Annotated in this window: 11 protein-coding genes; 3 read left to right on the top strand and 8 right to left on the bottom strand. The window is 72.5% G+C overall.

Features of this window, described 5'->3' with window-relative positions; genetic code table 11:
- Positions 1 to 7: 7 nt before the first annotated feature.
- Positions 8 to 2,623, bottom strand: coding sequence for an ATP-dependent Clp protease ATP-binding subunit (locus IG63_RS0108205; protein WP_030483890.1), 2,616 nt, complete (start codon positions 2,621 to 2,623; stop codon positions 8 to 10).
- Between the two features lie 390 nt (positions 2,624 to 3,013).
- On the opposite strand from IG63_RS0108205, the gene IG63_RS21400 reads away from it, so the two are divergent.
- On the top strand, positions 3,014 to 3,772 hold the full coding sequence (locus IG63_RS21400; protein ID WP_051706385.1) for a response regulator transcription factor: 759 nt from the start codon (positions 3,014 to 3,016) through the stop codon (positions 3,770 to 3,772).
- A 4-nt stretch (positions 3,773 to 3,776) separates the two neighbouring features.
- Here the strand turns inward: IG63_RS21400 and IG63_RS22070 are convergent, their stop codons facing one another.
- The 6 genes from IG63_RS22070 to dnaK form a co-directional block, all read right to left on the bottom strand.
- Positions 3,777 to 4,667, bottom strand: coding sequence for an Abi-alpha family protein (locus tag IG63_RS22070; RefSeq protein WP_084596832.1), 891 nt, complete (start codon positions 4,665 to 4,667; stop codon positions 3,777 to 3,779).
- A complete protein-coding gene (locus IG63_RS0108185; protein WP_051706383.1) occupies positions 4,664 to 5,977 on the bottom strand; it encodes a DUF445 domain-containing protein in 1,314 nt (437 codons plus the stop codon). The genes IG63_RS22070 and IG63_RS0108185 overlap by 4 nt, the downstream gene beginning before the upstream one ends.
- Positions 5,978 to 6,116: 139 nt before the next feature.
- Positions 6,117 to 6,557, bottom strand: a complete 441-nt coding sequence (locus IG63_RS0108180; protein WP_051706444.1) for a heat shock protein transcriptional repressor HspR — start codon at positions 6,555 to 6,557, stop codon at positions 6,117 to 6,119.
- The gene (gene dnaJ, locus IG63_RS0108175; protein ID WP_030483885.1) at positions 6,557 to 7,735 is read right to left on the bottom strand and encodes a molecular chaperone DnaJ; all 1,179 of its coding nucleotides are present in this window, start codon (positions 7,733 to 7,735) and stop codon (positions 6,557 to 6,559) included. Before dnaJ ends, IG63_RS0108180 begins: the two co-directional genes overlap by 1 nt.
- Positions 7,736 to 7,776: 41 nt before the next feature.
- A complete protein-coding gene (gene grpE, locus IG63_RS0108170; RefSeq protein ID WP_051706381.1) occupies positions 7,777 to 8,391 on the bottom strand; it encodes a nucleotide exchange factor GrpE in 615 nt (204 codons plus the stop codon).
- Positions 8,388 to 10,259: a molecular chaperone DnaK gene (gene dnaK / locus IG63_RS0108165; protein ID WP_030483883.1), complete on the bottom strand. Its 1,872-nt coding sequence runs from the start codon at positions 10,257 to 10,259 to the stop codon at positions 8,388 to 8,390. The genes grpE and dnaK overlap by 4 nt, the downstream gene beginning before the upstream one ends.
- 287 nt (positions 10,260 to 10,546) lie before the next feature.
- On the opposite strand from dnaK, the gene zwf reads away from it, so the two are divergent.
- A complete protein-coding gene (gene zwf / locus IG63_RS0108160; protein ID WP_030483882.1) occupies positions 10,547 to 11,989 on the top strand; it encodes a glucose-6-phosphate dehydrogenase in 1,443 nt (480 codons plus the stop codon).
- A gap of 19 nt (positions 11,990 to 12,008) precedes the next feature.
- Here the strand turns inward: zwf and IG63_RS0108155 are convergent, their stop codons facing one another.
- A complete protein-coding gene (locus tag IG63_RS0108155; RefSeq protein WP_051706378.1) occupies positions 12,009 to 12,548 on the bottom strand; it encodes a MarR family winged helix-turn-helix transcriptional regulator in 540 nt (179 codons plus the stop codon).
- 40 nt (positions 12,549 to 12,588) lie between these two features.
- Here IG63_RS0108155 and IG63_RS0108150 point away from each other — a divergent pair, with 40 nt between their 5' ends.
- Positions 12,589 to 13,494: an EamA family transporter gene (locus IG63_RS0108150; RefSeq protein WP_030483880.1), complete on the top strand. Its 906-nt coding sequence runs from the start codon at positions 12,589 to 12,591 to the stop codon at positions 13,492 to 13,494.
- Positions 13,495 to 13,509 lie beyond the last annotated feature (15 nt).

Raw genomic sequence — 13,509 nt, 5'->3', positions numbered from 1 at the left:
CGTCAGCTCACTCCACGGTGAGCGTCAGGTCCTCGGCGCCGTCGAGGTGGTCGACGGTGACGGTGCTGCCGTCGGTGACCTGGCCGCCGATGAGCATCCGGGCGAGCGGGTCGCCGATGGCGGTCTGCACGAGCCGCCGCAGCGGGCGGGCGCCGTACGCCGGGTCGTGGCCGTGCTCGGTGAGCCAGTCGCGGGCGGCGTCGGTGACCCTCACGGTGATCCGCCGCGGCGCGAGCCGCTGGTCGAAGGCCGCGAGCTGCAGGTCGACGATGTGGGCGAGCTCCTCCTTGCCGAGGGCCTCGAACATCACGACCTCGTCGAGCCGGTTGAGGAACTCCGGCTTGAAGGACGACCGCACCACCGCCATCACGGCGTCGCGCTGCTCGTCGGGGTCCAGCGTCGGGTCGACGAGGTACTGCGAGCCGAGGTTGCTGGTGAGGATCAGCAGGGTGTTGCGGAAGTCGACCGTGCGGCCCTGGCCGTCGGTGAGCCGACCGTCGTCGAGCACTTGCAGCAGGATGTCGAAGACCTCCGGGTGGGCCTTCTCGACCTCGTCGAGCAGCACCACGCTGTAGGGACGCCGACGCACGGCCTCGGTCAGCTGGCCGCCCTCGTCGTAGCCGACGTAGCCGGGGGGCGCCCCGACCAGGCGGGCCACCGAGTGCTTCTCGGAGTACTCGCTCATGTCGATGCGCACGATCGCGCGCTCGTCGTCGAAGAGGAAGTCGGCCAGCGACTTGGCCAGCTCGGTCTTGCCGACGCCGGTGGGACCGAGGAAGAGGAAGGAGCCGGTCGGCCGGTCGGGGTCGCTGATGCCGGCGCGGGAGCGGCGTACGGCGTCGCTCACCGCGGCCACCGCCGCGCGCTGGCCGACCAGCCGCTCGCCGAGGATCTCCTCCATGCGCAGCAGCTTGGCGGTCTCGCCCTCGAGCAGCCGGCCCGTCGGGATGCCGGTCCAGGCCTCCACCACGTCGGCGATCTCCTGCGGGCCGACGGACTCACCGACCATGCGGTCACCGAGGTCGTGCTCGGCGCTCTCGGCCGCGGCGATCTCCTGCTCCAGCCGCATCCGGGTCTGGTGCAGCGTCGCCAGCTGCTCGAGCAGCGGACGGCGCTGCTCCTCGCTGATGCCGCTGCCGAGCTGGTTCTGGGTCTGGGTGATCACGGTGCCCACCCGGTCGAGCTCGGCGCGCAGCCCGGCGGCGCCCTCGAGCTCCTGCTTCTCGCGCTCCCAGCGCACCTCGAGGCCACGCAGCTCCTCCTCGCGGTCGGCGAGGTCGGCGCGCAGCCGCTCCAGCCGGTCGACGGTGGCGTCGTCGGTCTCGCGCTCGAGCGCGAGCTCCTCCATCCGCATCCGGTCGACCGAGCGGCGCAGCTGGTCGATCTCGACCGGCGAGCTCTCGCGCTCCATGCGCAGCCGGGAGGCCGACTCGTCGACCAGGTCGATGGCCTTGTCGGGCAGCTGCCGGCCGGTGATGTAGCGGTCGGAGAGCATCGCCGCGGCGACCAGCGCGGCGTCGGTGATCTTGACGCCGTGGTGGGCCTCGTACTTCTCCTGCAGCCCGCGCAGGATGGCGACGGTGTCCTCGACGCTCGGCTCGCCGACGAAGACCTGCTGGAAGCGGCGCTCCAGCGCCGGGTCCTTCTCGATGCGCTCGCGGTACTCGTCGAGCGTGGTGGCGCCGATCAGCCGCAGCTCGCCCCGGGCGAGCATCGGCTTGAGCATGTTGCCGGCGTCCATCGCGGAGTCGCCGCCGGCGCCCGCGCCGACGACGGTGTGGAGCTCGTCGATGAAGGTGATCACCTGGCCCTCGGAGGCCTTGATCTCCTCGAGCACCGACTTCAGGCGCTCCTCGAACTCGCCGCGGTACTTCGCCCCCGCGACCATCGCCGCCAGGTCGAGGCTCAGCACGCGGCGACCCTTCAGCGAGTCGGGCACGTCGCCCGCGACGACGCGCTGCGCGAGCCCCTCGACGACCGCGGTCTTGCCGACACCGGGCTCGCCGATGAGCACGGGGTTGTTCTTGGTGCGGCGCGAGAGCACCTGCACGACGCGGCGGATCTCGGCGTCGCGACCGATCACCGGGTCGAGGCGACCCTCCTCGGCGCGCTGGGTGAGGTCGACGGCGTACTTCTCCAGCGCCTCGTACGACGCCTCGGCGTCCTGGCTGGAGACGGTCCGGGTGCCGCGGACGGCCGTGATGGCCGCGCGCACGACCGGCTCGGTGACGCCGTGCTCGGCGAGGAGCGTGCGCGCGGGACCCTCGACGACGGTGAGCGCGAGCAGCAGCACCTCGGTGGCGACGTAGTCGTCGCCGAGCTCGCCCGCCAGCTCGAGCGCCTTCGCGAGCACGCGGGTGAGCCCCGCGCTGGCGCCGGGGGTGGAGACGGTCGACCCGGAGACGCGCGGCAGCGCCGCGACCGCGCGGGCGACGGCGACCTCGACGGCCCCCGCGTCGACCTCGGCGCGGGTGAGCAGCGACCGGGCGATGCCGCCCTCCTGCTGCAGCAGCGCCTCGGCGAGGTGCAGCGGCTCGACCTGCGGGTTTCCGGCGTTGACCGCGCGTGTGCTGGCGGCGTTGAGGACCTCGACGCTCCGTGAGGTCAGCTTGCTCGCGTCCACTCCCACTCCTTCACTTCTCGCTCGGGACACTACCTCCGCAACGCGCCCGAAGTTGAGTCCATTCCCCTCAACTTTACGCACGTCGATGCCTCATGTCACCGCAGAATCGAGGTGGGCGACCTCTCCGACTGGTCCAGCAACTGGCCTAGCTCCGGCGTCGTCTTTGCGGGTGGATGTCCTGTTTCACTGGCACGAATCGTTGACCACTTGACCAGATCCGGCGCTCTGGCGGGCTTCCGCCCCCTACCGTCGGCCGGGACCGCCCGCGTCCATCCCCGTCGACGAGAGGTGTCGTGCCGTGCCCGTGTCCGTCGTGACCGCCGGCCCCGAGCTGCTCCAGCTCGGCTGGCTGGCCCTGCTCGACGACGCCACCGGCTCCGGAGGTGGGCGGTGAGCGCCGTCCCCGAGGTGCAGCCGGTGCGCGTCGTAATCGTCGACGACACCGCCGACCTGCGCGAGCTGCTCCGCTTCGCGCTGGAGCAGCACGAGTTCACCGTCGTCGCCGAGGCGGGCGACGGTCGCGAGGGGATCTCGGCCGTCGAGGAGCACGCCCCGGACCTCGTCCTCCTCGACCTGGCGATGCCGGTGATGGACGGCTTCGAGGCACTGCCCCGGATGCGGCGCGCCTGTCCGCGGGCCAAGATCGTCGTCCTCTCGGGCTTCGACGCCGGCGCGATGTCGACCCGCGCCCACGACCTCGGAGCCGACGGCTACCTGCAGAAGGGCGCGAGCCTCAGCGACACGCTGCGCTACGTGCGCGAGGTGGTCGACCCGCCTGCGACGCTCCCGCCCGCGCCGCAGCTGGCCGTCGTGCCCGAGCCGGCCGCGTCGGCGCCGACCGCCGCCCCCCGCACCTCGCGCTGGCCGGCCTGGCTCGACGCCGTCCCCTTCGGCGTGCTGCGCCTCAGCTCCTCGCCCGACCTGGTGGTGCGGCAGTGCAACGCCGCAGCCGGCTCGGCGCTCGGCGTCGCGGTGGCCCTCGACGAGCCCCTCGCGGCGACGTCGGGCTCCCTGGCAGCGCTGCTGGCGCCGTACGCCGCCGCCGACTCGGCGCGGCTCGACCTCCCGGCCGGGGGTGCGGTCCCGCTCCAGGTCACGCTCCTGCGCGACGGCGACGACCGCGTGCTGGTGCTCATCCCCCGGGACTAGGCGCTCACTCCTCCGGCGCGAGGTGCGTGGGCAGGTCGCCCGTGGGCTCCTCGGGGTCGACCAGGCAGCTGCGGCAGAAGCCTGTGCCGAAGGGGGTCAGGTGGATGCTGCGGCGCACCACCTTGGCGAAGCGCACCGAGTGCACCGCCTCGAGCACGTCGGGCTGCGCCTCCACGACCTGGTACTCCATCGGGTCCTCGAGCTGGTCGCGGCTGAACCACACCAGGCCGAGCCGGAAGAGGTTGTTGAGGTACGCCGGCACCTGCTCGGGGTGCCGCAGCCCGGCGCGGCCGCCGATCATGGTCAGCCCCCCGGCCACCAGGGTCGAGCTGACCCGCCCCACCGGGCCGCCGGTGCGCACGTCGACCGACGGCTGAGGTCCCCCGCGCAGCAGGAGCAGCAGGATGCGGGCCTCGTCGGGCGCCAGCTCGTCGAGGATGCGACCGTACGCCGGGTGCGCCTGCTCCTCCTGCCAGACGTCGCGGGAGCGGTGGAGCAGCTCCTCGCCACGCTCGCGCAGCGTCGGCGCGTGCGCGGGCCGCTGCGGCTCGACGTCGGCGAGCACCACCTCGGAGAGCGACACCGTGGCGTCGAGCAGGGCCTTGGGCACCGGCACGCCGGCGGCCACGGCGCGGGCGACGTCGCCCACGGTGCGGGAGGCCTCCGCGACGTCCTCGGCCACCCCCTGCACGAGCTCGTCGGCGGCCTCGCGGTCGGTCAGCGCCCGGGCGAGCAACCGGGTCGAGCGCAGCCCCGAGCCCAGCGACCATGCCGCCGACCGCGCCGCGGCGGTGGCGGCGATGCGGGCCACCCCGGGCAGCGCCTCGGTGGCCTCGCGCAGCGCCGGGCTGCGCGGGTCGCGCGGCGCGGGCCGTCTCCCGTCGGTGCCACTCATGCCGGCCCTCCTGTCCCGAGCAGTGCGAGGTGGAGCAGGCCCCCACCGAAGCCCATGATGGCGCCGTGGGCGTAGAGCATCCACTCGTCCTCACGGATCGCCGAGCGCATCATCTCCACGAAGTCGGTCGGGGCCAGCTCCTTGGTGCGACGCGCGACGAGCGCGTTGATCCGCTCGGCCTGCTGCCGGGAGAACTCGGGGTCGCGGAAGGCGCCGCCCGTGCGGTCGACCGCCTCGGAGGCGACGGCCTCCCTGATGTTGTCGAAGTGCTGCCGGCCGACGGCGACCCGGACGGCGCCGCGCACCGGTCCGGCCGCGTTGTCGATGGCGGGCCGCATCGCGTCGGCGAGCATCTGGCGGGTGCGGTCGCCGCGCGGGCCGTCGAGCAGGAAGTCACCGATGTTCTCCAGGGTGATGACGTCGTCGGCGATGATCCGGGCGTAGACCTCGGCCGCCTGCTCCTGGCGGCGCAGGAAGAGACCCTGCACCTTGACGCCGAGCACGCGCCGGGGCTCCGGCGGCTCGAAGATCAGCCACATGCCCAGGGCGTTGGTCATCCAGCCGACCACGACGCCGAGCACCGGGAGCACCCACCACTGCGCGATCCAGTGGTCGAGCACCGCCAGCGGGACGCCGAGCAGGAAGCCGAAGACGAAGCCGAAGGCGACCATCAGGTTGAGCTCGCGCTGCCCGAAGTCGCGGAAGATCCGCACCACCAGCCCCGGGTTGGCCCGGAAGTGGTTGATCACCATGATCTTCGGGTCGAGCAGCTGGTCGATGTGCTCGCCGATCTCGTCGGTCACGTGGTGCACGACGACCGGCAGCTGCTGCTGCACCCGGCGTACGACGGCCTGCCGCGCGCGCGGGGGCAGGTCGCGCCACAGCGCGGGGTGCTCGCGCCGCATCACCTGGTCGATCATCGTCGGCAGCTCGGGCTCGAAGACGGTGACGATGTGCTCGGCGATCCGGTCGGGGTCGAGCTGGTGGTAGAACTCGGCCGGGGTGCCGAGCTTGGCGATCGCCTTGTCGACGGCGATGCTGCCCATCTTGGCGGCGCGGGCGGGCACGATGCCCTGCCAGCCGACCCCGCCCTGCAGCAGGCCGGGCACCTCCTGCAGCTTGCGCGGCAGCACCCGCGACAGCGTGCGCATGCCGGGCACCCGGACGCCGCGGAACTGCACCGGGCTGAAGAGCATCCACAGCCCGGTCCAGTTGATCAGGAAGCCGACCACCCCGGTGAAGACCGGGACGGTCAGCACGTGGAGCCAGTCGGCCTCACGGAAGAGCCAGTCCACCTGCAGCGGCAGCATCGACCCCCCTAGTCCGACCCGAGCGTCGTCGCACGCGTCCTTGCGGAGGTTAACGGCGAGTAGCCGCCGGGGTCACCGAGATGCCGGACACAGGGGCCGCTGGGATGCTCCTGACCCCTCGGGCCGGAGGGCAGGGCGCTCAGCGCCGGCCGAAGGGGTGGCCCGGGTCGAGCGGGCTCAGCGTGCCGGGCGGGCGGAGCGCCGGCAGGTTGGGACGTCGCTCGCGCAGGCTGCCGACGGTCGCCTCGAGGGCGGCAGCCAGGTCGGCGACCTGGCCGCGGAGCTCGCGGTTGCGCGAGCGCAGGGCCGCGACCTGGGCCTCGAGCTCGAGGATGCGGCGCACGCCCTCCAGCCCGATGCCGGCGGAGGTCAGCTCGGCGACCTCGCGCAGCAGCTCGATGTCGCGCAGGGAGTAGCGGCGACCGCCGCCTCCCGTGCGACCCGGGGAGACCAGGCCGGCCCGGTCGTACTGCCGCAGCGTCTGCGGGTGGAGCCCGGTGAGCTCGGCGGCCACGCTGATCACGTAGACCGGCACGGTCGGGCCGGGGACCCGGTGCGACTCCGAGGGACGCGCCGCCATCACGCACCGCCCTCGAAGAGCCCGGCGCGCGGGTCGTGGCCACCTCGGGCCGCGCGGTACGCCGTGACGGCCTCGCGGATCTGCTCGTCGGGTGCGTCGGGCACCAGCACCTCGACGGTGACCAGCAGGTCGCCGCGGGAGCCGTCCCTGCGGGTCGCGCCGCGACCGCGCACCCGGAGGGTGCGGCCGTTGCGGGTGCCGGGCGGGATCCGCACGGTGACGGGGGCTCCGCCGAGCGTCGGCACCTTGACCTCCGCCCCCAGCACGGCCTCGTCGAAGGCGACGGGGAGCGTGAGGGTGAGGTTGTCGCCGCTGCGCCCGAAGAGCGAGTGGGGGCGCACGTGTACGGTGACCAGCAGGTCGCCGGCGGGACCACCGGAGTCGCCCGGCGCCCCCTTGCCCTTGAGCCGGATCTTCTGGCCGTCCTTGACGCCGGCCGGGATCCGCGCGGAGACCGTGCGGTGGGAGACGCCGCGGCCCGACCCGTGACAGGTGGGGCAGGGGTCGTCGTAGACCAGCTGGCGGCCGTGACACTCGGGGCAGGTCTCGGTCATCGAGAAGCCGCCGCCCGAGGTGCTGGCGACGAAGCCGGCGCCTTCGCAGGTGGTGCACACGTGCGGGCGGGTGCCGGGCTTGCCACCGGTGCCCGAGCAGGTCGGGCACGGGGCGTCCGAGGAGAGCCGCATGCTGATCGTGGTGCCCTCGAGCGCGTCGGTGAAGGACAGCGTCGTCTCGGTCTCGAGGTCGGCACCCCGCTGCGGGCGCGCGGAGGTGCGGGGGCGGCCGAAGCCACCGCCGGCACCCCCACCCGCGCCGCCGCGGTTGAAGAGGTCGCCCAGCAGGTCGCCGAAGTCGAAGCCCCCGGCCTGCCCACCGCCCGGTCGCGAGGCGCCCCCGCCCCCGAAGCCACCGGGGAAGCCGCCCGGGAAGCCACCGCCCGCGAAGGCGGCGCGCATCTCGTCGTACTCCTTGCGCTTCGGGGGGTCGCCCACGACGTCGTAGGCCTCGGCGACCGACTTGAAGCGGTCCTCCGCGGCCTTGTCACCCGGGTGTCCGTCGGGATGGTTCTCCCGCGCCAGCTTGCGGTAGGCCTTCTTGATGGCCGCCTGGTCGGCGTCCTTGGCCACGCCCAGCACCTGGTAGTAGTCCTTGTTCACCCAGTCGGCGTTGCCGGCCATGTCATCCCTCCTCTCCGGGGTCGGTCGTCAGCGAGGCGTGGTCACGCCTCGGGGTCGAGCACGGTCACCTTGGCGGCGCGGACGACGCGCTCACCGATGCGGTAGCCCGCCTGGACCACCTTGTCAACGGTCGTCGTGGTGACCTCGGCGCTGTGACCGTGCATCAGTGCCTCGTGGAGGTTGGGGTCGAACTCCTCCCCCGTGGCGCCGAACTTGGTCAGCCCCAGCGAGGTCACCGCACGGTCGAGGCTGTCGGCCACGGCCTTGAAGCCGCCCTCGACCTCGCCGTGCTCCCGGGCCCGGTCGACGTCGTCGAGCACCGGCATCAGGCTGGTCAGCACCGCGAAGGTGGCGTTCTGCTTGACCAGCTCGCGGTCGCGCTCGACCCGGCGCCGGTAGTTGACCAGCTCGGCCTGCACGCGCTGCACGTCGGCGGTGCGCTCGGCCAGCTGGGCCTCCAGCTCCGCGACCTGCGGACCGGGGCCAGTCTCGGGGCCGGTCTCGGCGCGAGTCTCCGACCCCTCTGCCGGCTGCCCCTCGGTCGCCGGGGGCACATCGGCACCGGCCTCCGGCCGGGGAGCGGACTCCCCGGCCGGGGCGGAGGTGGCGTCGGTGAGGTCGGGACCGGGGTCCGGACGGCCGTCGCCAGCCGTCACTTGGACTCGTCCTTCTTGTCGTCGCCGGTCTCGTCGGTCTCGTCGACGATCTCGGCGTCGACCACGTCGTCGTCCTGCGACTCGGTGGTCTCGGCCTGCTCGCCGTCGGCGGGCGCCTCGGCGGCCGCGGCCTCGTACATCGCCGCGCCCATCTTCTGGCTGGACTCGCCGACCTTGGCGATCGCCGCGGCCAGGGCGTCCTTGTCGGTGTCGTCGGACTCGAGCAGCTTCTTCAGCTCGTCGACGTCGGTGCGCACCTCGGTCTTGACGTCCTCGGGCAGCTTGTCGTCGTTCTCCGAGAGGAACTTCTCGGTCGAGTAGACGAGCGAGTCGGCCTGGTTGCGCGTCTCGACGCTCTCGCGGCGCGCGGCGTCCTCCTCGGCGTACTTCTCCGCGTCGCGGACCATGCGCTCGATGTCGTCCTTCGACAGCGCGCTGCCGCCGGAGATCGTCATCGACTGCTCCTTTCCGGTGCCCTGGTCCTTGGCCGAGACGTGCACGATGCCGTTGGCGTCGATGTCGAAGGTGACCTCGATCTTGGGCACGCCACGCGGCGCCGGGGGCAGGCCGGTGAGCTCGAAGTTGCCGAGCGGCTGGTTCTGGCCCCACATCTGGCGCTCGCCCTGCGCGACCTTGATCTCGACCGAGGGCTGGTTGTCGTCGGCCGTGGTGAAGACCTCGGAGCGCTTGGTCGGGATCGTGGTGTTGCGCTCGATGAGCGTGGTCATCACGCCGCCCTTGGTCTCGATGCCGAGCGAGAGCGGGGTGACGTCGAGGAGCAGCACGTCCTTGACCTCGCCGCGGAGCACGCCGGCCTGCAGCGCGGCACCGATGGCGACGACCTCGTCGGGGTTGACGCCCTTGTTGGGCTCCTTGCCGCCGGTCAGCTCCTTGACGACCTCGGTGACCGCGGGCATCCGGGTCGAGCCGCCGACGAGCACGACGTGGTCGATGGCCTTGACGTCCATGCCGGCGTCCTTGATGACCTGCCGGAAGGGCGCCTTGGTGCGCTCGAGCAGGTCGGCGGTGAGCTTCTGGAACTCGCTGCGCGACAGCGTCTCCTCGAAGTGCAGCGGGCCGGACTCGCCGTGGGTGATGTAGGGCAGGTGGATGCTGGTGGTGCTGGAGGCGGAGAGCTCGATCTTGGCCTTCTCCGCGGCCTCCTGGAGCCGCTGCAGCGCGATCTTGTCCTTCGACAGGTCGACGCCGTTGGCGTTCTTGAACTTGCTCACCATCCACTCGACGACCTTGTTGTCCCAGTCGTCGCCGCCCAGCAGGTTGTCGCCGCTGGTGGCCTTGACCTCCACGACGCCCTCGCCGATCTCCAGCAGGGAGACGTCGAAGGTGCCGCCACCGAGGTCGAAGACCAGGATGGTCTGGTCGGACTCACCCTTGTCGAGACCGTAGGCGAGCGCGGCCGCGGTGGGCTCGTTGACGATGCGGCTCACGGTGAGGCCCGCGATCTCGCCGGCCTCCTTGGTGGCCTGGCGCTGCGCGTCGGAGAAGTACGCCGGCACGGTGATCACCGCGTCGGTGACGGTCTCGCCGAGGTAGGCCTCGGCGTCGCGCTTGAGCTTCTGCAGCACGAAGGCGCTGATCTGCTGGGGCGTGAAGTCCTTGTCGTCGATCTTCTCGCTCCAGTCGGTGCCCATGTGGCGCTTGACGGAGCGGATGGTGCGGTCGACGTTGGTGACGGCCTGCCGCTTGGCGACCTCACCGACCAGCACCTCGCCGGACTTGGAGAATGCCACCACCGAGGGCGTCGTGCGGGCGCCCTCGGCGTTGGCGATGACGGTGGGCTCTCCACCCTCGAGGACGGCCACGACGGAGTTCGTCGTGCCGAGGTCGATGCCGACGGCCTTTGCCATGGTTGTTGCTACCTCCGTGTTGGGACGACTGGGTTGAGACGACTGCGGGTCCGGTCAGGACCACGCGCCATGCTGCTGAGTGTGATCTCGGGAGTCAAACAAGTTGAGTCGCTCGGGCTCAACTGTAGACACTCGTCCCAACGGGTCGTTTCAGGGGTTTGTTCCCCCGGTCGGGTCTCGCACCTCGACCCCGACGGCGTACGGCGCGTGCAACGGCTGCGTGACGCCGCCGGGCCAATCCGGCACCGCCCTTTGCAACCGGGACCGACGGCGGCAGGCTTGGACCCATGCCGACCCCCACCACCGTCGTCCTCTTCGGCGCCACCGGCGACCTCGCCCAGCGCAAGCTGCTGCCCGGCCTGCTGCACCTCTTCGAGACCGGACTGCTCAGCGAGGTGCAGGTCGTGGGCACCTCGCTGGAGGAGCACGACCGCGACTCCTTCATCGCCCTGGCCCGCCGCGCCATCGTCGACCACGGCGGCGAGGGCCCGGAGCCGGCCGGCCTCGAGGAGTTCCTCAAGCGGCTGCACTGGGCGCCCGGCAAGGGCGGACCCCAGGCACTGCGCGAGACCGTCGAGCACGCCGAGTCGCTCTTCCCCCCGGGCGAGGACGTCCGGCGGCTCCACTACCTGAGCGTGCCGCCCAAGGCCGCCCTCACCGTGGTCCACGAGCTCGAGAGCGCCGGCCTGGTCGAGCGCAGCCGCATCATCATGGAGAAGCCCTTCGGCACCGACCTGGCCTCGGCGCAGGCGCTCAACCACGAGCTGCACCAAGTCTTCGATGAGGACCAGATCTTCCGCATCGACCACTTCCTGGGCAAGGAGGCGGCGCAGAACATCCTGGCCTTCCGCTTCGCCAACGGCCTCTTCGAGCCGATCTGGCACCGCAACCACATCGACCACGTGCAGATCGACGTGCCCGAGGAGCTGGGGCTGGCGCAGCGCGGCGACTTCTACGAGGCCACCGGCGCCTACCGCGACATGGTGGTGACCCACCTCTTCCAGGTGATGGCCTTCACCGCCATGGAGCCGCCCACGGCGCTGGAGCCGCGGGCCATCGGGGAGGAGAAGAACAAGGTCTTCCGCTCGATGCTGCCCATCGAGCCCAGCGACGTGGTGCGCGGCCAGTACGTCGGCTACCGCGACGTCGAGGGCGTCGCGCACGACTCCGAGACCGAGACCTTCATCGCGCTGAAGTGCTACATCGACAACTGGCGGTGGGCCGGCGTGCCCTTCTACCTGCGCACCGGCAAGCGGATGGCCGAGGGCGCCCGCATCATCTCCATCGCCTTCCGCGAGCCCCCGCGCTCGATGTTCCCCGCCGGGTCCGGCGTGGGCGACAACGGTCCCGACCACCTGACCTTCGACCTGGCCGACCAGTCGAAGATGTCGCTGTCGTTCTACGGCAAGCGCCCCGGCCCCGGCTTCCGCCTCGACAAGCTCTCGATGCAGTTCGCCATGCACGACACCGCCTGGTCGGGCGCGATCCTCGAGGCCTACGAGCGGCTCATCTACGACGCCGCCCGCGGCGACCGCACCCTCTTCACCACCGCCGAGGGCATCGAGCGGCTCTGGGAGGTCTCCACGCCGCTCCTGGAGAACCCGCCCGTCGTGCGCCCCTACGCCCAGGGCTCGTGGGGACCCAACCGGATCCACCAGCTGATCGCCCCCAACGCCTGGCGGCTCCCCTTCGAGCGCACCTGGCGCGACCCCAACGAGGTCGGGGGCTGAGCCCGCGGCCGCTCGGTGGTCAGTCGGGCACGTCGGCCGGGCCCTCGAGGTCGACGAGCAGGCGGCGCAGCAGGCCGACCAGCTGCTCCTGCTCGCCCTCGTCGAGGGCGCCGAGGAGGCGCTCCTCGTTGGCCCAGTGACGGGCGACCAGCTCGTCGGTGAAGCGGACGCCCTCATCGGTGAGCTGCACGTCGCGGCCGCGGGCGTCGTCGGCGCAGACGGTGCGGCGCACCAGGCCGCGGGCCTCGAGCCGGTCGACCCGCTTGCTGACCGCACCGGAGGTGACGATCGTGCTGGCCGCGAGCTGCCCCGGGCTCATCCGGTACGGCGCCCCCGCGCGCCGGAGCGACGCCAGGACGTCGAAGTCGCCGTTGCCGAGCCCCGCCTCGGCGAAGAAGGTGCGCAGCTCGCCCTCCCAGAGGTCGCCCAGGCGGTGCAGCCGCCCGACCACCGACATCGGGCGGGCGTCGAGGTCCGGTCGCTCGCGCGCCCACTGGGCCAGCGCCACATCGATCGCGTCGGTCGCCCCGGCGGCGCCGTGACCCACCTCTCGTGCCATGAGGTGGAATATATCTTCCTTGGAAGTTATTTTATCTTCCGTGGAAGAGAAATACCGGGTGCTCGCCCTCACCGCCGTCGCCCCGCTCGCGTGGGGCACGACGTACCTCGTCACCGAGGCGCTGCTCCCGCCCGACCGGCCGCTCTTCGCGGCCGCCGTACGGGCGCTCCCCGCGGGGCTGCTGCTGCTCGCGTGGCGGCGCCGGCTGCCGACCGGCGACTGGTGGTGGCGCAGCGCCGTGCTCGGGACGCTGACGATCGGGCTCTTCTTCCCGCTGATCTTCCTCGCCGCCTACCACCTCCCCGGGGGCCTGGCCGCCACCCTGCAGGCCACCTCGCCCCTGGTGGTGATGGCCTTCGCCTTCGGCCTGCTCTCCGAGCGGGCCGGCACCGGACAGGTCGTCGGGGCGCTGGCCGGCCTGGTCGGCGTCGCCCTGCTGGTGCTGCGGAGCCCGGGTGGCGTCGACGCCGTCGGACTGGCCGCCGCCGCGGGCTCGGTGCTCGTCAGCAGCCTGGGCTTCGTGCTGCTCAAGCGCTGGAAGCCGCGGCTGCCCGCCGACGTCGACATGGTGACGCAGGTGTCGTGGCAGCTCGTGGCCGCCGGAGTGCTGCTGGTGCCGATCGCCCTGCTCGTCGAGGGCGCGCCCCCGGCGCTCGACCTGCCGGCCGTGGCCGGATTCGTGTGGCTGGGCGGCGTGGGCACGGCCCTGGCCTACGTCTGCTGGTTCAGCGGCCTGACCCGCGCCCCGGCGGGCGCCACGGCCCTGGTCGGCCTGCTCAACCCCGTCGTCGGCACGCTCCTGGGGGTCGCCGTCATGGGCGAGGTCTTCGGGCCGGTCCAGGCGCTCGGCACCGCCCTCGTACTCGGCGGCGTCGTCGCAGGTCAGCGCCGCAGCCGCACCCGCGCGCAGGGCAGCCCCCGCGCCCGGCTGGCCCGCGCCGCCTGAGCCGGCGCGGAATAC

The sequence above is a fragment of the Nocardioides aequoreus genome, assembly GCF_000720335.1.
Classification (GTDB): domain Bacteria; phylum Actinomycetota; class Actinomycetes; order Propionibacteriales; family Nocardioidaceae; genus Marmoricola; species Marmoricola aequoreus.
Note: the sequence above shows the minus strand (reverse complement) of the source record. Positions and strands in the feature narration are given on the sequence as shown.

Bases quoted from the DNA above. Each gene is read 5' to 3' on its own strand.
- IG63_RS0108155 (WP_051706378.1), bottom strand. From the start codon at position 12,548: ATGGCACGAGAGGTGGGTCACGGCGCCGCCGGGGCGACCGACGCGATC.
- IG63_RS0108185 (WP_051706383.1), bottom strand. From the start codon at position 5,977: ATGCTGCCGCTGCAGGTGGACTGGCTCTTCCGTGAGGCCGACTGGCTC.
- dnaJ (WP_030483885.1), bottom strand. From the start codon at position 7,735: ATGGCCGGCAACGCCGACTGGGTGAACAAGGACTACTACCAGGTGCTG.
- dnaK (WP_030483883.1), bottom strand. From the start codon at position 10,259: ATGGCAAAGGCCGTCGGCATCGACCTCGGCACGACGAACTCCGTCGTG.
- zwf (WP_030483882.1), top strand. From the start codon at position 10,547: ATGCCGACCCCCACCACCGTCGTCCTCTTCGGCGCCACCGGCGACCTC.
- IG63_RS0108180 (WP_051706444.1), bottom strand. From the start codon at position 6,557: ATGGCGGCGCGTCCCTCGGAGTCGCACCGGGTCCCCGGCCCGACCGTG.
- IG63_RS22070 (WP_084596832.1), bottom strand. From the start codon at position 4,667: ATGAGTGGCACCGACGGGAGACGGCCCGCGCCGCGCGACCCGCGCAGC.